Origin of the sequence: Streptomyces sp. NPDC001406, from assembly GCF_042895285.1 — a bacterium.
Taxonomy (GTDB): domain Bacteria; phylum Actinomycetota; class Actinomycetes; order Streptomycetales; family Streptomycetaceae; genus Streptomyces.
Map to the genome: position 1 here is coordinate 90,233 of NZ_JBIAWG010000010.1, position 21,166 is coordinate 111,398.

Genomic DNA, 21,166 nt, shown 5'->3' on the forward strand with positions numbered 1-21,166 from the left:
CTCGACCACCCCGGAGCCGGTCACCGGCAGCGGGTCGCTCGTCAGCAGGACGCCCTGGTCGGTGACGAGGCGGACGGTGCAGCGCGGGGTGCCCGAGGCCTCCAGGCGCACGGTGACCGGGGTGTCGGGGTCCGCCTCCAGCCGTTCGCCGATGCCCGCCCGCTGCCCGTCCTCGCTCGTCGCCGTGAACGTCAGCGCCACGTTCTTCGACTCGGCGACGTACGAGCGGCCCGCGCGCAGGCCCTCCAAGATCGCCTCCCGTGTGAGGTCGTCGGCGAGGACGACCGTCTGGGGCATGCCGACGACGTCCGGGTCGCGGTGGGCGTCGCTGTTGCCCATCGCGGGGAGCCAGCCCCGTCCCGACTCCCGCACCGAAGCCACCAGCTGCGCGTCCCAGGTGGCCAGTGCCACCTCGTCGTCGGGTGTGTAGGGGCCGTTCCACACCTCGACCGCGTCCGCCTCCGCGAAGCCGAACTTCCAGGCGCAGCCGACGCAGGTGGCGTGCGGATGGGCGGGGACGACCAGGCCGCCGGCCCGGTGGATGCGCCGGGCGAAGCGGCCGAAGCGGTGGTCCCGTGCCCGGTAGCGCCAGTCGACGAAGGTGCCGGGGTCGGTGCCGAGGGCCAGTACATGGCCGTTTCTCGTCGTGACCTCCTCGCCCAGCAGGATCAGCAGGTCGTCGCCCGCCTCGGCGGCCCAGTGGGCGTGTGCCGCGTTGGTGTTGTGCTCGGAGCTGTTGATGAAGTCCAGGCCGGCCGCCCGCGCCAGCGCCGCGATCTCGGCCGGGGTGCGGCGGCCGTCGGAGTGCCAGGAGTGCAGATGGCAGTCGCCCCGGTACCAGGCCCGGCCCCGGCCCCTGGCGCGGGCGGGCGGGTACACCGGTGGTACGGCGGTGCCCGGCTCGCCGTGCGTCAGCGTGACCGTCAGCTCGTAGGCCAGGCCCTGGGGCGCCACCGTGTACGGGCCGAGGACGATGTGCCAGGTGCCCTCGCGCAGGGGGCCGGGGAGATAGCCCGGTGTCGCCTCGTCCGCGCGGACGAAGAACTCGGTGCGGGCGCCGCCGGACCAGCCGCGGAAGCCCTCGCCGCCCGGCTCGGTACCGCGTTCGTCGAAGAGTCCGATGTCGAGGGCGTTCCCGGGGGTGCCGGGTGGCACGGGAGGCCTGTCGTAGGTGTAGGAGACCTTCAACTCGCTCACGCCTGCGGGGACTTCGACAGGAACGTAGACGTAGTCCGGGGAGCCGGGCGGCAGGGTGCCGCGTATCGTCCTCACCTTTCCCAACCTAGACGCGGCGGCCGGTCCCGTCATCGGCGCGATACCGCCAGGGGCAGTGCCTACCGGTCGGTATCGACAGCCGGCCCGGGGCTGGGTACACCTGGGACATGCGAATCGCCGTCACGATCTTCCTGACCGACGAGACCATCGCCCCCGTCCGGCTCGCCCGTGAGCTGGAACAGCGCGGCTACGCCGGGCTGTATCTGCCCGAACACACCCATATCCCCGTCGAGCGAACCACCCCGTACCCGGCCGGCGGTGAGCTGCCGCGCGAGTACGGCCGCACGCTCGACCCCTTCGTCGCGCTCGGGCAGGCCGCCGCGGTGACCGAGCGGCTGGGGCTCGGCACCGGCATCACGCTCGTCGCCCAGCACGACCCGATCGCCCTCGCCAAGCAGATCGCGACCCTGGACCATCTGTCCGACGGGCGGTTCACGCTCGGCCTCGGCTTCGGCTGGAACGTCGAGGAGGCCGCCGACCACGGGGTCGAGTGGCGTACGCGGCGGGAGCTGGTGCGCGACCGGATGGGGCTCATGCGTGCGCTGTGGGAGGAGGAACCCACCGCCTACGAGGGGGAGTTCGGGAGCGTGCGGGCCAGCCGGGCCCACCCCAAGCCGGCCCAGAAGCCCAGGGGGCCGGTCGTCGGGCCCCGTACGCTCGTCGGCGGCGCCGCCGGGCCCAAGTTGTTCGCGCACATCGCCGAGTACGCGGACGGCTGGATGCCGATCGGCGGGCGCGGGCTCGCCGAGTCGCTGCCCGTGCTGCGCTCGGTGTGGGCGGACGCCGGGCGCGACCCGGCCGCCCTCCAGGTGGTGCCGTACGCCGTTCAGCCCACCCCCGGAAAGCTCGCCCACTACACCGAACTCGGCATTGGGGAAACCGTGGTGCAGCTGCCGCCCGCCGGGGAGTCGGAGGTGCTGCGGGTGCTCGACGAGTACGCCCGATACCTGCCAGGAGCCAGTGACACCGTGTAACGACGAGCGGCCGGGGACGAATCGGACAGCACCTCTTTGCCCTGATCAACCCGAACGTATGCTCAAACAATGACGACTTCCGCGACCTCCGGAACCGGCCCGACCGAGAACTCCATGCGTCGCGCCCTCAGACGTGCCCGGGACGGCGTCGCCCTCGACGTCTCCGAGGCGGCGGTGCTGCTCCAGGCACGCGGCGAGGCCCTCGAGGACCTCGCCGCGTCCGCCGCCCGGGTACGGGACGCGGGCCTCGAAGCGGCGGGCAGGCCCGGTGTCATCACGTACTCGAAGAGCGTCTTCATCCCCCTCACCCGGCTGTGCCGGGACAAGTGCCACTACTGCACCTTCGTCACCGTCCCCGGCAAGCTCCGCCGCGCCGGGCACGGGATGTTCATGTCCCCGGACGAGGTCCTCGACATCGCCCGCAAGGGCGCGGCCCTCGGCTGCAAGGAAGCCCTGATCACCCTCGGCGACAAGCCCGAGGACCGCTGGCCGGAGGCCAGGGAGTGGCTCGACGCGCACGGCTACGACGACACCGTCGCGTACGTCCGGGCCGTCTCCATCCGCATCCTGGAGGAGACGGGCCTGCTGCCCCATCTCAATCCGGGCGTCATGAGCTGGACGGACTTCCAGCGGCTCAAGCCGGTCGCCCCGTCGATGGGCATGATGCTGGAGACGACGGCGACCCGTCTGTGGTCGGAGCCCGGCGGCCCGCACCACGGCTCCCCGGACAAGGAGCCCGCCGTACGCCTGCGCGTCCTGGAGGACGCCGGCCGCTCCTCCGTGCCCTTCACCTCCGGGCTGCTCATCGGCATCGGCGAGACGTACGAGGAGCGCGCCGACTCCCTGTTCGCGCTGCGCCGCGTCTCCCGCTCCTACCACGGCATCCAGGAGCTGATCATCCAGAACTTCCGCGCCAAGCCGGACACGGCGATGCGCGGGATGCCGGACGCCGAACTGGACGAACTGGTCGCCACGGTGGCGGTGGCCCGGCACATCATGGGCCCGGCCGCCTGCCTCCAGGCCCCGCCCAACCTCGTGGACAGCGAGTACGAGCGGCTCATCGGCGCCGGCATCGACGACTGGGGCGGGGTCTCCCCGCTCACCATCGACCACGTCAACCCCGAGCGCCCCTGGCCGCAGATCGAGGAGCTGACCGAGCGGTCCCGGGCGGCCGGCTTCGAGCTGCGTGAACGCCTGTGCGTGTACCCGGAGTTCGTCACGCGCGGCGAGCCCTGGCTGGACCCGCGGCTGCTGCCGCACGTGCGGGCCCTGGCGGACCCGGACACGGGCCTGGCACGGCCGGACGCGGTCGTCGAGGGGCACCCCTGGCAGGAGCCGGAGGAGGCATTCGTCGCCACCGGGCGCACCGATCTGCACCGCACCATCGACACCGACGGCCGTACCTCCGACCGGCGCGACGACTTCGACGAGGTGTACGGCGACTGGGGCGCCCTGCGCGAGGCGGCCGCCCCGGGGATGGCGCCGGAGCGGATCGACGCCGACGTCCGCGCGGCCCTGGCGACCGCGGCCGACGACCCGACACGGCTGACCGACGCCGAGGCGCTGGCCCTCTTCCATGCGGACGGTCCGGCGCTGGACGCGCTGACCCGGATCGCGGACGACGTGCGCAGGTCGGCGGTCGGCGAGGACGTGACGTACGTCGTCACCCGGAACATCAACTTCACCAACGTCTGCTACACCGGCTGCCGCTTCTGCGCCTTCGCCCAGCGCCGCACGGACGCCGACGCCTTCACCCTGTCTTTGGAGCAGGTCGCCGACCGGGCCCAGCAGGCGTGGGACGTGGGCGCGGTCGAGGTGTGCATGCAGGGCGGGATCCATCCGGACCTGCCCGGGACGGCGTACTTCGACATCGCCAAGGCGGTCAAGGCCCGGGTTCCCGGTATGCATGTGCACGCCTTCTCGCCGATGGAGGTGGTCAACGGCGCGACCCGCACGGGCATGTCCGTCCGCGAGTGGCTCACGGCCGCCAAGGAGGCGGGCCTCGACAGCATCCCGGGCACGGCGGCGGAGATCCTCGACGACGAGGTCCGCTGGGTGCTGACCAAGGGCAAGCTGCCCGCGGCCACCTGGATCGAGGTCGTCACGACCGCGCACGAGCTGGGCATCCGGTCGAGCTCGACGATGATGTACGGCCATGTCGACCAGCCCCGGCACTGGCTCGGCCATCTGCGCACCCTGGCCGGTATCCAGCAGCGGACGGGCGGCTTCACGGAGTTCGTGACCCTGCCCTTCATCCACACCAACGCGCCCGTCTATCTGGCGGGCATCGCGCGCCCCGGGCCGACGACGCGGGACAACCGGGCGGTGACGGCGATGGCCAGGCTGTTGCTGCACCCGTGGATCCCCAACATCCAGACAAGCTGGGTGAAGCTGGGCACGGAGGGCGCGGCCGAGATGCTCCGCTCCGGCGCCAACGACCTGGGCGGCACGCTCATGGAGGAGACGATCTCCCGGATGGCGGGCTCGTCGTACGGCTCGTACAAGTCGGTCAAGGACCTGATCGCGGTGGCCCAGGCGGCCGGCCGCCCGGCGCGGCCGCGGACGACGCTGTACGGGGAGGTGTCGGAGGAGCGGCAGCGGGCGGCGGCGGCGTCGGACGGGCATCTGCCGGAGCTGCTGCCGGTGCTGGACTGAGGTCTGCCGGGGCCGGACGGCGGCCTGCAGCGGGCTGGACTGAGGCAGTGCTCTGGGGCGCTCGCAGTACGATGATCCGACCCCCGTGCGATGGGGGACCCGGAGCTGAGGAGATGCGTGCCCGTGCCTGCCCGACTGCCCTCGTGGGCCTGGGTCACCGGCCTTACGGCGGGGGCGACCGCCGCCGTCGTCGTCCTCGCCGTACAGGCGGACAGGGGCCCGCACCCGACGGCCGCGTCCGTCCGGCCGAGCGCCTCGGCGTCGGCCGGCGCGCACGGGTCCGGCTCGTCGAAGCCCAAGTCGAAGCCGAAGACGTCCGCGGTCCCCGCGATACCGGCCGCCTCGGGCACGGGCCGCCGGGTCGTCTACTCGCTCGGGCAGAAGCGGGTGTGGCTGGTCGACGCGAGCGACAAGGCCGGCCGCTCCTTCACGGTGTGGCCGGGAACGGTGAGCCCCGACCCCGGCACCTACACGATCTCCAAGACCCTCGCGGCCACCACCGGCTCCGACGGTGTGCAGATCGAGCACATTCTGTACTTCGCGGCGAAATCGGGCCTGTCGATCGCCTTCTCCAACGCGGTCGACGGCTCCTCCCCGGCGTCCGCCGCGGGCAAGCAGACCAGCGGCATCCGCATGCCCAAGGCGGACGGCACGGCACTGTGGACCTTCGGCACGGAGCCGAACACCAAGGTGACCGTCGTCAAGTAGCCGACTTCTCCGGCAGCTGTACGACGATCAGGGCGATCCCGGTGAGCACGAGGACGCGGGTCGCCGCGTCCAGCCCGTTCCAGGTCTTCGACTGCCACATGGCGAACCACTCACCGCCGATCGCGATGAACCCGGCGCCGAAGAGCAGCATCAGCATCAGCAGCCCGTAGGTGGAGAGCTGCCGGGCGCGGTCGTGCCGGCGTCTCGCCCAGAACCACGTCCCGGCGATCAGCACGAGCGCCGCGACCGTTTCCCACACGATGATGGCGATGTACGCGGCGTCCTGAAGCCCCTTGTTCGTGATCGCCCGCCACATCAGGTCGTCGTCCTTGAACGTGGTGTCCATGGCGAGAACATGCCGCACGAATTGCTGGTTGGTCCCGAAGTCCGTGATGTTCCCCAGGGCGACGAGGGAGATGTAGAGGGCGACGGTGGCGGTGAGCAGGGCCGCGGCGAGGGGAAGGGTGCGTGAGGTGGGAGTGGCCATGGAGGTGATCTTTCCCTGCCCGGCCCGCCACGTGCCGCTCGGATTGAGCCAGAATGACGGGGTGTCGGCTCCGGAGGAGGGAACGGACGGATGGCGCAGGCGCGGCCGTCGATGCAGGAGCTGATCGCACGGCGCAGGCGTGCCGGTTTCGTGGGGCGTGGCGCCGAACGGGCCGCGTTCCGGGCGAACTTCGGCATCCCGCCCGAGGACGAGCGGCACCGCTTCCTCTTCCATGTGCACGGTAACGCGGGCGTCGGAAAGACCTTTCTGGTCCGGGAGTTGGAGCAGATCGCGCGGGAACTCGGCGCGCCGACCGTGTATGTCGACGAGGGCGCCGGGAGCGTGCCGGAGACGATGGCCGTGATCGGCCGCCAACTCGCCGCGCAGGGCCACCGGTTGAAGGATCTGGACCGGATGCTGGCCGCGCACCGCGAGCGTCGGCACGAGGCGGAGGCGGCCGCCGTCGCCGTACCGGAACCGGACGGGCCGTCGGCGGGCAGCCTGGCGCTGGCCCGGGCGGGCCTGGTGGGCCTCGGCCTCGTCCCGGTGGCCGGTGCCTTCGCGCCGGCGCTGGACGCGGACCGGATCGCCCAGGGCGCGGACCGGCTGCGGGCCGGACTCAGCGCGCGCTTTCGCAATCAGGAGGACGTACAGCTGGTGCTGTCCCCGGAGCGGGTGCTGACGCCGGTGCTGCTGGCCGAGTTGGCCGCCGTCGCGTCGGCGGTCCCGTGGCTGGTCCTGTTCTTCGACACCTACGAACGCACCGGGCCGTTCCTCGACGGCTGGCTGCACGAGGTGATGACCACCGACCGGTACGGGGTACTGCCCGCCAACGTCGTCGTGGTGACCTCCGGCCAGCGTCCCTTCGACACCGCCCGCTGGGGCGGCTTCGCGGACTTCATGACCGATGTGCCGCTCGGGGCGTTCACGGAGGCGGAGGCGCGGGGGCTGCTGGCGGACCGGGGGGTGCGGGACGAACCGGTGGTCGCCGAGGTGCTGCGGCTGACGGGCGGACTGCCGGTGCTCGTCTCCACGCTCGCCCAGGCCCGGCCCGCCGATCCGGACGACGTGGGCGATCCGAGCGCGGACGCCGTGGAGCGGTTCCTGAAGTGGGAGCGCGATCCGGTACGGCGCGGTGTCGCCCTGGCCTGCGCGCTGCCCCGGCGGCTGGACGCGGACGTGTTCCGGGCGGTGGTGGACTGCGAGGAGACCGAACTCGACTCGCTGTACGAATGGTTGAGAGGGCTGCCGTTCGTCGACGGGCGCGGGGAGCGGGTGCGGTACCACGATGTCGTACGGGTGCCGATGCTGCGGTTGCAGCGGACGCGGTCGCCGCGGGGGTGGGCCGAGCGGCACGGACGGCTCGCGGAGGTGTTCGGGCGCTGGCGGGACGAGGCCGAGGCCGGGCTGGACCCCCTGCGCCGGTGGGCGGACGCCGACTGGCGGGAGCTGCGGCTCGCGGAGTCCTACCACTCCTTGTGCGCGGCGCCCCGGGCCGCACTGCCCGCGATCCTGGCCGATGTCGTCCACGCCTGCGGGCAGGGCGACGAGGTGGCGCTGCGCTGGGCGAGGGTCCTGGTCGAGGCGGGTGAGGACGCGGCCGCGGAGGCCGTGCGGACCTGGGGGAACGGGCTGGCGGAGACGCTCGCGGGGAGCGGGCCGGCCGAGGCGCTCCGGCTGCTGCTGGATCGCGCGGGGGGCGACGAGCCGTGGCGGGCGGAGGCGATGGCGCTGCGGGGTGACGCCTTCGCGCGGGACGGCGACCACGCGCGGGCGCTGGAGGAGTACGACCGTGCCCTCGCCCTCGACCCGGACCTGGTGCGGGCGCATCGTGCGAAGGCCGCGACCCGGGGCGGACTGGGGGACTACGAGGCCGCGGTCGCCGGTCTCGACCGGGTGGTCGCGCTGGAGCCGGACAATCCGTACAACGTCATCCTGCGCGGCGAGTACCACCGCCTCCTGCGCCACCACGACGAGGCGCTGCGGGACCTGACCGAAGGCATCCTCCGTGACCCCGCCAGCGAGTTCGCCCGGGCCTCGCGCGGCGCCGCCCACGAGCGCGCCGGCGATCTCGACGCGGCGCTGGCGGACCTCGACCGCGCGCTGGAACTCAAGCCGGACTATGCCTGGGCGCTGGGCCGCCGGGCCCGGGTCTGGCGCGGCCTCGGCGACCACGACCGGCAGCTGGCCGACCTCGACCGGGCGATCGCCCTCTGGCCCGACTGGGGCTGGGGCCACTGCGAACGGGGTGACGCGCTGCGCGTGGCCGGTCGCGACGAGGAAGCCCTCGCCGACTACGCAACCGCGCTCGCCATCGACCCCGAATATGCGTCGGCATACGCGAGCCGGGGGGTGTCGCTGTCCAACCTCGGCCGCCACCGCGAGGCGCTCGCCGACCTGGACCGGGCCCTGGAGCTCAACCCCTCCTACCCATGGGCCCTGTGCCGACGGGCGGAGGTGCACCTCGACCTCGGAGACCCGGAGAGGGCGCTGGCCGACGCGACCCGCGCGCTGGAGCTCAGCCCCGACTACCCCCCGGCCCGCACCCTGCACGACCGCCTCACCCGCTGACCGACTCCCCGGTCACCCGAAGCGCTCATCGCTGTACGGGAATGACCGGGCCGGGATGATTTGCCCCCGTGAACCGATCGTCCCCGGTCGATTACAGTGCTGAGCTGTCGTAGGTACGGACACCGCTGTGAGGAGGTCTCGGTGGATGCGACATCCGGCGCCGTCTGGGGCCGCGCCGAGCAGCAGGACTTCCGCAGCAGGGTGCGCGGCACCCTCCTCGGCGCCGCCGTCGGGGATGCGCTCGGCGCCCCCGTCGACGGGCTCACCACGGAGGAGATCCAGACGTCGTACGGCGTCGAGGGCCTCGTCGACCTCGCCCTCGCCTACGGCAGACGCGGCGCCGTGACCCATCACACCCAGCTGACCCTGTTCACGGTGGACGGGCTGATACGCGCCCAGGTCCGCCGTGACACCGGCGCCTGGCATCCGCCGACCGATCTGCACCGGGCGTATCTGCGCTGGGCGGCCACCCAGCGGGACTGGGGCCCGGACGAGCGCCGCAAGGACGACGGCTGGCTGGCCCGCGAGGAGTGGCTGTACGCCCGCCGCGATCCGTCGCGTGCGCTGCTGATCGGCTTCGGGGACGAGAACATGGGCACGCTGGAGGTGCCCAAGAGCCCGGGCGAGCTGGGTCCGGAGGCCGTCGTCCGCTCGGCACCCTTCGGGCTGCTGGTCGGCTGGGAGCCGCAGCTGGTGCTGCAGCTGGCGGTGGAGTGCGCGACCCAGAGCCACGGTCACCCCACCGCGTATCTGTCGGCGGGCGCGTACGCCGTGATCGTGCACGCGCTGGCCCGCGGCGACAGCCTGGACGGCGCCGTGCAGCGCGCGCTGGCCCTGCTCGCCGTCCGCCCCGGTCACCAGCCCGTCTCCGACGCCCTCCAGCACGCGCTGGGCACGGTGCGGCAGGGGATGCCCGGCCCGGCACGGGTGGAGGAGCTGGCGGGGGACGGGGCCGCGGACGGTCTGCTGGCCGCCGCCGTGTACTGCGCGCTGGTGGGGGAGGACGTACGGCACGGCCTGTGCCTGGCGGTCAACCAGGCCGGCCCCTCCGGCGCCACGGGCGCGCTGACCGGCGGTCTGCTCGGCGCCCTGCACGGCGAAACGGCCCTCCCGCCGGCCTGGCTGGCCGAACTGGAGGGCCGCCCCACGATCCTGGAACTGGCCGACGACTTTGCGATGGAGATGACCCAGGGCCCGGCACTGCACGGTCCGGCGGGGGCGGCTCCGGGGTGGCTGGCGAGGTACCCGAGAGGCGCCTAGGGCTTGTCCGGCGGATCATGCCGGAGTCGCGGGGCGTGGCACGCCCTTGCAGCTGGACGCACCACGCCCCGCTCACCTGCGCTGGTGAGGCACCGTTGCCCGGAGCCGGCCTGATCCGCCGGACAGGCCCTGGCCGTCGCCGTTGCCTTCGCGCCGGCCGCCCGCGGTTACGCGGGCTCGGTTCCCGCCGTGGCCGGCACCGGGACCGCCGCCCCGTCTCCGTCCGTGTTGATCCGCTCGATGATCGCGAGCCGCTCCGGGGTGTCCTCCGGCTTCAGGTAGCCGATCAGGATGTACAGGACCAGGGAGACGACAAGCGGTACGGACACCTGGTACTGGAGCGGGACTCCGCCGTCGACGTTCCAGTTGATCGGGTAGTTGACCAGCCAGAAGGCCAGCAGCCCCGCCGCCCAGCTGGTGAGCGCGGCCGTCGGGCCGGAGCGGCGGAACGGGCGGAGCAGGCCCAGCATCATCGGGATGGCGATCGGGCCCATCAGACCGGCGACCCACTTGATGACGACGGTGATGATGTCCTTGAACGTGGGGGAGTTGACCTGCGTCGCCACCGACATGGACAGGCCGAGGAAGACGACCGTGGTCACCCGCGCCGCGATCAGCCCCGACCGCTCGTTCCAGGCCCGGGCCCGGGCCGAGAGCACCGGTGCCACGTCCCGGGTGAACACCGCGGCGATCGCGTTGGCGTCGGAGGAGCACATGGCCATGGTGTGGGAGAAGAAGCCGACGATGACCAGGCCCAACAGGCCGTGCGGCAGGAGTTGTTCGGTCATCAGGGCGTAGGAGTCGGAGCCGTCCGGCTTGTTGGCGTGCACCAGCAGCGGCGACATCCACATGGGGAAGAAGAGGATCACCGGCCAGACCAGCCAGAGGGCCGCCGACAGACGTGCGGAGCGGGTGGCCTCCCGCGGGCCGGCCGTCGCCATGTAGCGCTGGGCCTGGTTGAGCATGCCGCCGTTGTACTCGAAGAGCTTGATGAAGAGGAACGCGAGCAGGAAGACGGTGCCGTACGGGCCGACCAGCGGCTTGCCGTGGCCGTGCAGCGCGGGCTCGTCCCAGGCGCCGAGGAAGCCGATGTTCTTGTCGTCGAGCTTGATCACGACCGCGACGAACATCGACAGACCGGCGAGCAACTGGATGACGAACTGGCCGAGTTCGGTCAGCGCGTCCGCCCACAGGCCGCCGATCGTGCAGTACACGGCCGTGATGGCGCCGGTGATGAGGATGCCCTGGTTCAGCGAGACGCCGGTGAAGACCGACAGCAGCGTTGCGATCGCCGCCCACTTCGCGCCCACGTCCACGATCTTCAGCAGCATGCCGGACCAGGCCAGGGCCTGCTGGGTGGGCAGGTTGTAACGGTTCTTCAGATACTCCAGCGGGGAGGCGACATGGAGCCTGGACCGCAGCCGGTTGACGCGCGGCGCGAACATCTTCGAGCCGATGGCGATGCCGAGCGCGATCGGGAAGGACCAGGTGACGAAGGAGGTGACGCCGTAGGTGTAGGCGATGCCCGCGTATCCGGTGAACATCACCGCGCTGTAGCCGGACATGTGGTGCGAGATGCCGGACAGCCACCAGGGCATCTTGCCGCCGGCCGTGAAGAAGTCGCTGACGTCGTCCACGCGCTTGTGCGACCAGATGCCGATCGCGACCATCACGCCGAAGTAGGCGATGAGCACGGTCCAGTCGAGACCGTTCATATGCCCCCCTTCCAGGGTCCGCCTTGTGAACTCCGCCCAGCTGGCTGGCACTTCGCATAGGCGGAGCGGGGACGGGGAAGGCCGCGAAGTGCCCGCTCATCGTGGGTGCGGTTACGCGAGCACGACAAGCAAGCGGAAGGTCAAGAGCAAGCAAAAATGTTCTGCTTGCTGACCTTGGTTCACCTATGTGAACAGTTCGTCGAGCTGGGAGCATCGCCTCAACGCATCAGCTCCCCGGCGTTGACCAGCAGGGACTGCCCGGTGATGGCCCGTGCGCGGTCGGAGGCGAGGAACACCGCCGCGTCTGCCACGTCGCCGTCCGTCGCCAGTTCCGGGAGGGCCATGCGGGCTGTCAGGCGTTTCAGGACCGTGGCCTCCGGTACGGACTCCGTGTGGGCGGTGAACTGGACGTAGGCCTGTACCGGTGGGCCCCACATCCAGCCGGGCAGGACCGTGTTGACGCGGATCCGGTGGGGGCCGAGTTCCCGGGCCAGGGAGTACATCGCGCTGGTCAGGGCGCCCTTCGAGGCGGCGTACGCGGCCTGCTTCACCTGTGAGGGCGCGGCGACCGCCGACTGGGTCCCGATGAAGACGACCGAACCGCCGCGCTCCTTCAGTGCCGGCAGACAGGCCCGGGTCATGCGCAGCGACCCCAGCAGATTGACGTCGATCACCGACTGCCAGGTCGCGAAGTCCGCGTCCTCGACACCGCCGAAGTAGGAGTCCCAGGCCGCCACATGCACCACGGCGTCGATCGCCCCGAACCGCTCCCGCGCCAGCCCCGCCAGCGCCTCGCACTGCCCCTCGTCGGTGATGTCCGTCGCCCGGTGCGCCGTGTGCGCCCCGTCCGCATCGATCTCGGCAGCGCTCTTCGCGAGGTTGGCCTCGGTGCGCGCCCCGAGCACCGCGTTCCCCCCGTCCCGTACGACCGCCGCCGCGACCTGGTGGCCGAGACCCGCACCGACCCCCGAGACGACGACGGTCTTGCCCGCGAGCAGTGACATGGCGGCCTCCCGACCCTGGCGCTTCATCTGACGGTCCGTCAGAGTATGGGCGAGCGCCGGAGGACGGAAGAGAGAGCGGAAGCGGAAGGGGAACGGCATGAGCGATGAGACCCGCAGCGAGCGGTACGCCGAACTGGCCGCCGTCGGCCCGTACGGCGTCCGCCCCGGCCACGCCCTGATCACCATGGTCGAGCCGCACCCCGGCCACGAGTTCGCCTACAACCGCTGGTACGAGGACGACCACTACTACGCCGGCGCGATGGCCATGCCCTGGATGTACGCGGGCCGCCGCTGGGTGGCGACGCGGGACCTCCAGCTCCTGCGCTACCCGGAGAAGTCCGCGATAGCCCAGCCCGTCACCGCCGGCTGCTACATCTCGACGTACTGGATCACCGACGGCCGCTACGACGACCACATGAAGTGGACCGTCGCCATCAACAAGCGCCTCAACCGCGACGCCCGCGTCTACCAGGACCGCACCCACGTCTTCACGGCCTTCCAGGACCACGAGACGACCGTCTACCGCGACGGCGCGGCGGGACCGAGGGACTTCCACGCCCTCGACCATCCCTACGCGGGCCTGGTGGTCGAGGTCATCGACGCCGAGTCCCCGGACCGGCGCGCCGAACTCCTTCAGTGGCTCCGCTCCCGGCACCTCCCGAAGCGGGTGGCGGCCTCCCCGACGGCCATGGTGACCGTCTTCCGCCCGACCCCGCTCCCCGGCGACCGCATGACCTATGTGAAGCAGGTCGAGGGCGTCGACACCCGGCTCACCCTGCTGTGGTTCCTGGAGACGGACCCCCGGGAGTGCTGGCAGGGGCACTTCACCGGCCTGGACGAGCAGGTGGCGGAGTCGGGACTGGGGCGGGTCGAGCTGGTGGCGCCCTTCATCCCGACGATTCCGGGCACGGACCGGTACGTGGCGGAGCTACGCGGCTGATCCGGGGCGCCGGGCGGTCACTTCAGCTCGTCGGGGCAGGGAGTGCCCCGGGGCAGCTGGTAGGGCGCGGCCAAGCGGTACGTACCGGCCTTGGGTGCCAGCAACATCGTCCACTTGTCCCCCTGCGCGTCCTGCTGTGTCTCCATCAGGCACCCGTTGACGTTGTCGTACGACTTCGGCGTGCCGTTCGCTCGGTGCTTGGAGGCCCGTGTCTCCTGCGGCGGCTTGAGGCTCTTGCCCTGGGCGTCGACGATGCTCAGCCACGGCGAGTACGGGATGCGGATGAGGATGCGGCCGGCGTGGCGGACCTCGATCGTCAGCTCGCCCTGCTCGGCGCGGTCGACCACCGCGTCGGGCTCGGCGAGCGACGCCGGGTCGGTCACCTTGAACAGCTGCCAGTTGGCGTCGCCCCAGATCTGCTTCAGATACGGCATACCGCGCTGGACCAGGGCCCGCTCGCGCTCGCCGCCGTCCCCGTCCGGATCGTCCTTGGGCAGCACGACGAAGTGGACGGCCCAGCGCTGGAGCCACTCGTGGTAGTTCGCCGAGTTGAGCGTGTCGTCGTAGAAGAGCGGATTGCGCTCCATGTCGGCCTGGCGGTTCCAGCCGCGGGCCAGGTTGACGTACGGCGCGAGCGCGGAGGCCTCGCGGTGCGAGCGGGCCGGGACCACCTCGACGCGGCCCTTCTCGGCGCCGACCTCCTGCAGCTCGTTCACGAGCGGGGCCAGCTCGCGCGCCCAGGACGCCGCCGGGGTCGTATGGATGATGTCGTCGACCGACTTGAAGCCGATCCAGCCGACGGTCCCGAGGAACGCCAGCACGATCGTGTACCACTTGCGCGAGCGCGGCACCGCGAACGGCAGCGCCGCGATCAGCGTCACGCCCGCGAACAGCATCGGCAGCCGCGAGATGTTCGACCCGATCTGCGAGCTGACCAGCCAGACCAGTACCACCCCGATGCTGAAGACCGCGGCGGTCAGCCGGACGGTCCGCCACTCCTTGGGGACGAGGAAGAGGCACAGCAGCCCGTACGCCAGCGGCAGGATCACCGAGAAGATCGTCATCGGCTGGGTGCCGGAGAAGGGGAACAGCCAGGCCGAGACGGCGACGACCGCCGTCGGCGCGAGCCCCAGCGCCCAGGCGCCCGGCCGCCGCTTCTGCAGGAACAGCGCCGCCGCGACCAGGCCCACGAACAGGCCCGCGACGGGGGAGCCCATGGTGGCGAGCGCGGCGAGCGGCGCGGCGACCAGGGCCTTCGCCCACCGTTTGTGCCGCCAGCGGTACGGCCAGCAGAACACGGCCGCGACCGCGCCGAGCGCGAACACCGTGCCGAGACCGAAGGTCACCCGGCCCGAGACCGCGTTGCAGATCAGCGCGAAGACCCCGGCCAGCGCGGCCCACAGCGGGTTCTTCACGACCCGGCTGCGGACGAGGATCAACGTCAGCAGGCCCGCCGAGACCGTCCCGGCGATCATCATCGTCGTACGGACACCGAGGACCGACATCAGGTAGGGCGAAACCACGCTGTACGACACCGGGTGCATCCCGCCGTACCAGGCCAGGTTGTACGCCGAATCGGGGTGCCGGCCGACGAACTCGGCCCATGCGTCCTGCGCCGCGAGGTCGCCGCCGCTGTTGGCGAATGTGAAGAACCAGATGACGTGCAGCACACCGGACAGTGCGGTCATGGACAGCACGGGATGGAGCAGCAGCCGCTGTCGCAGGGGCTCGGCGGCGGCGAGCAGCCGGGCCCGTCTGCCGGTGCGGCCGGCGCCCGGGCCGTCCTCACGGCGGTCGTCGCGGCTGTCGCCGGGGCCGTGTGTCCCGGTGCCGTGACCGTCCGTGTCAGCTTCGGGCAGGCGTATTCGCGGGCCGGATCCCGGGCCCGGATCGGCGTCGTCGGCGCGTGTCGGCTCCGCTGTGGCCACCTGAAGGCACTCCCCGTGTCCCGTCTTCTGTTCTCGGCCGTGTCCCTTGGTGTTCCCGGCCGCTTCTCGTCCAGTTCGCGGCCTGGTCCCGCTGACCGGCGACCTGCCCCGATTCGTGACGCTAGCACGCACCCCGCCGCGGGGCTCCCGGGTGGGGGCTCCGCGACGGGGTGCGGTGACGGAACGTGCCGTATGCGTCAGCCGAGACGGGTCAGCTTGCTGCCGAAGCCGGGCTCGGTCAGGTCCTTCTGCAGGGCCACCGGGACCTGCACCGCGCCGCTCTTGCCGTCACCGACGGTGAGCGTGCCGACCTTGGTCCCGGCCTTCGCGGTGTGCGGGACGGTGTCGGACGCGAAGGACAGCTTCACCTTCAGACCGGCCCAGCCGACGGCCGTGACGTCCTCGGTGACGACCACCGGGGTGTGCCCGTCGAGGCCGTCGTCCACATACCCGACCACATCGCCCTTCTTCACGGTCTTCGCCGAGGTGAGCGCGTCCTCGGCGGCGAGCAGCGCCGTCTTGCTGACCGCGTTGACCGTGTCGAGGATCGACGGCTTGTGCTGGCCGAGGATCGCGCCGACGACGGTGACCGTCTCGCCGCCGACCTTCTTGCGGGCGGCGAAGAGCAGGTTGCCGCCGGCCGCGGTGGTGCTGCCGGTCTTGATGCCGATCGCCCCCACGAGGTAGGGGAGCTGGTTGTAGTTCGGCCAGTTGTGTCCGGAAGGGTCCTTCCAGCTGGCCGCGCTGGTGATCGCGACGAGAGCCGGGACCTTCACGACCGCGTTGCCGAGCTTCACCTGGTCCCCGGCCGTGGAGACGGTGGTCTCCTTCAGTCCGGAGGGGTCGGTGTACGTCGTCGCCGTCATCCCGAGCTCCTTGGCGGTGGCGTTCATCTTCTTGACGAACGCCGCCTCGGAGCCGCCCGCGTCCCAACGGGCCAGCAGACGGGCGATGTTGTTCGCGGACGGGATCATGACAGCCGACAGGGCCTGCTTCAGCGTGAGCTTGTCGCCGGCCTTGATGCTGTTGAGCGTGGACTCGCCGGTCTTGTCGTAGCCGCCCTCCTTCTCGGCGGTGGCGTCGACGGTGATGGTCGGACCCTCCTCGCCCGCCTTGAGCGGGTGGTCCTTCAGCACGATGTACGCGGTCATCGTCTTGGCCACCGAGCCGATGGCGACGGGCGTCTGCTTGCCGAAGCTGTCCATCGTGCCGATGCCGTCGACGTCCATCCAGCCCTGGCCCTCGGAGGGCCAGGGGAGGGTGACCTTGCCGCCTTCGAACTGGTACGACTCCTCGGCGGTCAGCGCGAGGGTGGGGGTGGGCAGGGGGCGCATGGCCTGTACGACCGCAAAGATGATCACCAGTAGGACGACCAGCGGGGTCCAGATCTTGACCCGCCGCACGATCGTCCTGACCGGGGTCTCCGGCGGCGGGGGCGTGTTCGTCAGCTCGGCGAGCAGGTCGAGCGGGGGCTTGGGCGGGAGCGGCTGCTGGGTGGTGCGCTCCGGGCCGACCTGGGGGATGGCGGTGGTGACGTCGGCCGGGGCCGGTGCGGGCGCCTGGGCCGGCGGCTTCGGCGTGCGGGTTGCCGGGTCGTCGAGGGGCTTGAGCGCGACGAACTTGCTGGTGCGTTCGGCTTCCGCCGGCTCGGAGGGCTTCGGCTTCGGCGTGCCGCCCAGCTTGAGCATGGTGGTCGGCTGGTCGACCTGGGGCTTGGGCCTGGGTGCCTTGAAGACGGCGGTGGGGTGGTCGACGGGGGGCTTGGGGGCGTCGGTGGGCTTGGCGTCCTCGGCCTCGGCTTCGCCTTCGGCCGTGCCGTTCCCACCCGCACCACCCGTGCGGCTTTCGTCCTTGGGTGCGGGTGGCCCCTGTGGGGCGTCCCCGCCGTCGGCGGCTCGCGGGTCGCGGGGCGTCCTGGGGTCGGGCGTCGACTTCGGGGCGGAGCCCTTTGCGTCGGCATCCACCTTCGACGCGGAAGCCGGCTCGGCGTCAGCGGCAGGCTCGTCCACGTCACCGCCGCCGCCCGCCTCCGGGGCTTCGCCGTCCTCGGCGTCGGCCTGGGCCGCGCTCCGCGCGTCCTCGGGCTCGGAGTCGGCCTGAGCCGCCGCCTCGTCGTCCTCGGTCTTCGAACCGGCGGCAGCCTCCCTCGCCTTGGTCTCGGAGTCGGCCCGCGCCGTGCTCCGGGCGTCCTCGGGCTCGGAGTCGGTCTGGCGCTGTGCCGCTCCGTGGTCGTCCTCGCCGTCGGAGTCGGTGTGCGCCTCGTCGTCGGTCTCCGAACCGGCCGCAGTCTCGCTCGCCTTGGCCTCGGAGTCCGCCTGCGCCGTGCTCCGGGCGTCCTCGGGCTCGGAGTCGGTCTGGCGCTGTGCCGCTCCGTGGTCGTCCTCGCCGTCGGAGTCGGCGTGCGTCTCGTCGTCGGTCTCCGAACCGGCGGCAGTCTCGCTCGCCTTGGCCTCGGAGTCCGCCTGCGCCGCGCCTCGGGCGTCCTCGGACTCGGAGTCGCCCCGGCCCGCCGCCTCGTCGTGCTCGGTCTCGACCGTGGCCGACCTGCCCTCGCCCTTGGCCTCGGTGTCGGCTGCCGACTCGCCCTCGCCCTTGGCGTCGGCCGCCGACCCGACCCCGTCCGTCGCCTCGGAGCCGGACTGTGCTGCTCCCTGCTCGTCCTCGCCGTCGGAGTCCGCGTGCCTCTCGTCCTCGGTCTCCGAACCGGCCGCGGCCTTCCCCTTGGCCTCGGAGTCGGCCCGTGCCGCGCTCCGGGCGTCCTCGGGCCCGGAGTCCGCCTGCGACGCGCTCCGAGCCCCCTCGCCCTCGGAGTTCGCCTGGGTCTCCTCGTCGGCCCCGGCGGAGCCGCCCGTGCGGACCCACGTTGCCACCGCCGCGCGCAGGCGGCTGTCCTCGGCCTCCTGCTCGGGGCCTCCCGCGGTAGCGGGCACGTCCCGGACCGACAGGACACGGGTCGCCGTGTCCGCGGTGCGGCGGGACACCGCGAGACGCGGGTCGCGTGCCTCGGGAACCGGACCCCCGCTCCCCGGCGTCGGTTCTGCCGACGACTCGCGCTGCTTCGACTTGTCGGGGGACTCGCCCGCCACCGATGCCTCCTCCATGTGCCGCACGCCCTCCGTGCCCTAACCGCAGTCCGGACCCCGCCTCCCCGACGCTGTCCGAACCATGTACCAGTGTCCTGTGTGCGGGCTTAACCCATGCGGCTAGACGAGAACGACATACCTACCGGTTCCCTCACGAACCGGTCACGCACCCTCGACAGACCAATGTGAGAGGGGTCACCCTGTCATTCATCCACGCGGGGAGGCATGGATGGGCAGGAGCCGCAGAACAATTCCGGAGGAGCTTCTGCTGCTGGCATTGGACCCGGCCACGGGTACCACTGCGCAGCCGCAGTCGCTCGACCTCGGTCTGGCCGGAGCACAGCTAGTGGAGCTGGCGCTGGCCGGACGGATAGCCCCAGACGGGGATCGTATCGCCGTGGTGGTGCCACGGCCGACAGGAGATCCAACTCTGGACTGCGCGTTGGAGTTGCTGCGAAGGCGCGGCGCTCCGGTTCGTGCTGTCCACTGGATCGGCGGGCCGCGTCTCGGGCTCCGCCAGACGTACCTCTCGCATCTGGAGCGGTGCGGCATGGTCGCCGCCGTGCCGGGGCAGATGTGCGGGGTGCTGCCGACGACTCGTTACCAGGCGACGGACACCGCCATCAGCCGGGAGATCCGTTCCCGGCTGGATTCCGCGATCCGCACCGGCGTACCGCCGGACCCGCGGACCGCGGCGCTCGCCGCCCTGGCGCACGCGGTCGGCCTCGGCAAGCACCTGTATCCGGGGAACGAGGGACGCTCGTCCCGCTCCCGGCTGCGGGACCTGATCCGGCACGACCCGATGGGCGGCCTCGTGGCACACGCCGTGATGGACGTCCAGAACGGCGCTGTGGCCCAGCCACGCCGCAACCCGGCCTCCGCCGGCCGCCAGGCCGGACCGGGAGCCAGGGCCGCAGCGGAACCCGCTCGTGGCGTTCCGATGCAACCGCGCCACGGTTCCATGGCGCGCGCCGTGGTCCACTGAGCCGCAGCACCACGGCAGCGCACCCGCGCACACCGCACGACCGCCGCACCGTCAGTCCCCACAGACCCGGTTCGGGAGCCGCTGGTCCGAGCGGGGCGGTGAGACACCGTGTCTCACCGCCCCGCTCGGCTGCTTGTGCCCGAACTGACGCGTACGCGCCGCATATCCACCGTTTGCCAGCGGTAGTAAGCACCTTGGTGGCAGTCTGCTCAACAGCAGATACGCAAAGTGCCAGGTACAGGCAGGCAGCCGGAGGTGCACGTCCCGTGGCGTCCAATGTCAATCCAACCGTCAGGCGACGCCGGCTGGGCCAGGAGCTGCGCAGGCTCCGCGAGCTCAAGGGCATGACGGCCGAGGAAGTGGCGGAGCGACTGCTGGTCTCGCAGTCGAAGATCAGCCGTCTGGAGAACGGCCGGCGCAGCATCAGCCAGCGTGACGTCCGTGATCTGTGCGGGGTGTACGAGGTCGAGGACCAGCGGGTCGTCGACTCGCTGATGGAGATGGCCCGGGACTCCCGGCAACAGGGCTGGTGGCATGCGTTCGGGGACATCCCGTACAGCGTCTACATCGGCCTGGAGACCGACGCCGAGTCGCTGCGGGTGTACGAACCCCAGCTGGTCACGGGGCTGTTGCAGACCCGGGCGTATGCGGAGGCCCTGGTGCAGGGCGCGCTGCCGGAGACCTCGACGACCGACATCGAGAAGCGGGTCCAGGTGCGGCTGCGGCGACAGGAACGTATCGCCGCCGAGAACAACCCGCTCCGGCTGTGGGTGGTGCTGGACGAGGCGGCGCTGCGCCGGGTGGTCGGCAGCAAGCTGGTCATGCGGGAGCAGCTGGAGCACCTCATCGAGATGTCCCAGCTGCCCCATGTCACCGTGCAGGTCCTGCCGTTCGAGGTGGGCGCGCACCCCGGGCTCAACGGCCAGTACGCGATCCTGGAGTTCGCCGACGCGGCCGACTCCAGCGTGGTGTACCTGGAGGGCGTCACCAGTGATCTCTATCTGGAGAAGGCGCACGACGTCCAGAAGTACGCCGTGATGTATGAGCACTTGCGGGCACAGTCCCTGAATGTGGAGCAATCCCGGCAATACATTGCAGACGTGGCCAAAGAGTACGCCCGTTGAGGGGGGTCCCGCGTGAAGCGCCGGATCGTACACCGGTGTAACGCTCCAGCGGAAGGCTCACCTGGAATATGCCATCCGGTTGAGTGAACAGCCACTCCAGGAAGGGATGTTGCCGAGTAGCGTCGATCACGCCAATCGATCGACATGGTTGGCGTGAATGGCACTACAGCAACTCGCTACAGGAGTGGAAATGGCACTGCTTCAGGGCGCCACGGAGACGTGGACCAAGTCCTCCTATTCCGCAGGGAACGGAGCCTGCGTCGAGGTCAAGTCGGCCGCGGCCGTCGAGCTCGCCGTGCGCGACTCCAAGGTCGCGCAGGGCCCGGTCCTCGCCTTCCCCGCCGACGCCTGGAACGCCTTCGTGGCCTCGGTCAAGGCTTAGGGGGCTCCCTGACCCTCGCCAACAAGCCCCGGACACCTACACGACAACTGCACAAGCACCACCCAGAGCCCTCTC

At 71.5% G+C, this 21,166-nt stretch carries 15 protein-coding genes; 9 read left to right on the forward strand and 6 right to left on the reverse strand.

The features are described from left to right. Positions 1–1,308 (reverse strand): CehA/McbA family metallohydrolase (locus tag ACFY1J_RS24530; RefSeq protein WP_390731915.1); only part of this gene is annotated, 1,308 nt, incomplete at its 3' end. A gap of 74 nt (positions 1,309–1,382) precedes the next feature. On the opposite strand from ACFY1J_RS24530, the gene ACFY1J_RS24535 reads away from it, so the two are divergent. From ACFY1J_RS24535 to ACFY1J_RS24545, 3 genes are all read left to right on the forward strand, one after another. Beyond that, positions 1,383–2,249, forward strand: coding sequence for an LLM class F420-dependent oxidoreductase (locus ACFY1J_RS24535; protein ID WP_390731916.1), 867 nt, complete (start codon positions 1,383–1,385; stop codon positions 2,247–2,249). Positions 2,250–2,318: 69 nt separating this feature from the next. Then, on the forward strand, positions 2,319–4,904 hold the full coding sequence (locus ACFY1J_RS24540; RefSeq protein ID WP_390709774.1) for a bifunctional FO biosynthesis protein CofGH: 2,586 nt from the start codon (positions 2,319–2,321) through the stop codon (positions 4,902–4,904). Between the two features lie 123 nt (positions 4,905–5,027). Beyond that, entirely contained in the window at positions 5,028–5,612 is a 585-nt protein-coding gene (locus ACFY1J_RS24545) for a hypothetical protein (RefSeq protein WP_390709775.1), read from the forward strand. On the opposite strand, the gene ACFY1J_RS24550 is transcribed toward ACFY1J_RS24545, so the two are convergent. Then, positions 5,605–6,099 carry a DUF2165 domain-containing protein gene (locus ACFY1J_RS24550; protein ID WP_390709776.1) on the reverse strand — a complete coding sequence of 165 codons (495 nt, stop codon included), beginning with the start codon at positions 6,097–6,099 and terminating at the stop codon, positions 5,605–5,607. The two genes, ACFY1J_RS24545 and ACFY1J_RS24550, sit on opposite strands and share 8 nt — an antisense overlap. 90 nt (positions 6,100–6,189) lie before the next feature. Between ACFY1J_RS24550 and ACFY1J_RS24555 the strand changes: the two genes are divergently transcribed. Beyond that, positions 6,190–8,670, forward strand: coding sequence for a tetratricopeptide repeat protein (locus ACFY1J_RS24555; RefSeq protein WP_390731917.1), 2,481 nt, complete (start codon positions 6,190–6,192; stop codon positions 8,668–8,670). 141 nt (positions 8,671–8,811) lie between these two features. After that, a complete protein-coding gene (locus ACFY1J_RS24560; RefSeq protein WP_390731918.1) occupies positions 8,812–9,930 on the forward strand; it encodes an ADP-ribosylglycohydrolase family protein in 1,119 nt (372 codons plus the stop codon). Between the two features lie 167 nt (positions 9,931–10,097). Here ACFY1J_RS24560 and ACFY1J_RS24565 read toward each other — a convergent pair whose 3' ends face one another. Both ACFY1J_RS24565 and ACFY1J_RS24570 read right to left on the reverse strand, forming a co-directional pair. Beyond that, on the reverse strand, positions 10,098–11,645 hold the full coding sequence (locus tag ACFY1J_RS24565) for a sodium:solute symporter family protein (RefSeq protein ID WP_390731919.1): 1,548 nt from the start codon (positions 11,643–11,645) through the stop codon (positions 10,098–10,100). A gap of 218 nt (positions 11,646–11,863) precedes the next feature. Next, a complete protein-coding gene (locus tag ACFY1J_RS24570) occupies positions 11,864–12,649 on the reverse strand; it encodes an SDR family oxidoreductase (RefSeq protein WP_390732026.1) in 786 nt (261 codons plus the stop codon). A 97-nt stretch (positions 12,650–12,746) separates the two neighbouring features. On the opposite strand from ACFY1J_RS24570, the gene ACFY1J_RS24575 reads away from it, so the two are divergent. Continuing rightward, entirely contained in the window at positions 12,747–13,589 is an 843-nt protein-coding gene (locus ACFY1J_RS24575; RefSeq protein ID WP_390731920.1) for a hypothetical protein, read from the forward strand. Positions 13,590–13,606: 17 nt separating this feature from the next. Here the strand turns inward: ACFY1J_RS24575 and ACFY1J_RS24580 are convergent, their stop codons facing one another. Next, entirely contained in the window at positions 13,607–15,517 is a 1,911-nt protein-coding gene (locus ACFY1J_RS24580) for an MFS transporter (protein WP_390709781.1), read from the reverse strand. 197 nt (positions 15,518–15,714) lie between these two features. After that, on the reverse strand, positions 15,715–18,618 hold the full coding sequence (locus ACFY1J_RS24585) for a D-alanyl-D-alanine carboxypeptidase (protein WP_390731921.1): 2,904 nt from the start codon (positions 18,616–18,618) through the stop codon (positions 15,715–15,717). A 211-nt stretch (positions 18,619–18,829) separates the two neighbouring features. On the opposite strand from ACFY1J_RS24585, the gene ACFY1J_RS24590 reads away from it, so the two are divergent. The 3 genes from ACFY1J_RS24590 (at position 18,830) to ACFY1J_RS24600 (ending at position 21,091) form a co-directional block, all read left to right on the forward strand. Then, on the forward strand, positions 18,830–19,585 hold the full coding sequence (locus ACFY1J_RS24590; protein WP_363298249.1) for a GPP34 family phosphoprotein: 756 nt from the start codon (positions 18,830–18,832) through the stop codon (positions 19,583–19,585). A 266-nt stretch (positions 19,586–19,851) separates the two neighbouring features. Further along, positions 19,852–20,709: a helix-turn-helix transcriptional regulator gene (locus ACFY1J_RS24595; protein ID WP_363298248.1), complete on the forward strand. Its 858-nt coding sequence runs from the start codon at positions 19,852–19,854 to the stop codon at positions 20,707–20,709. A 190-nt stretch (positions 20,710–20,899) separates the two neighbouring features. Continuing rightward, a complete protein-coding gene (locus ACFY1J_RS24600) occupies positions 20,900–21,091 on the forward strand; it encodes a DUF397 domain-containing protein (RefSeq protein ID WP_263209855.1) in 192 nt (63 codons plus the stop codon). Positions 21,092–21,166 lie beyond the last annotated feature (75 nt).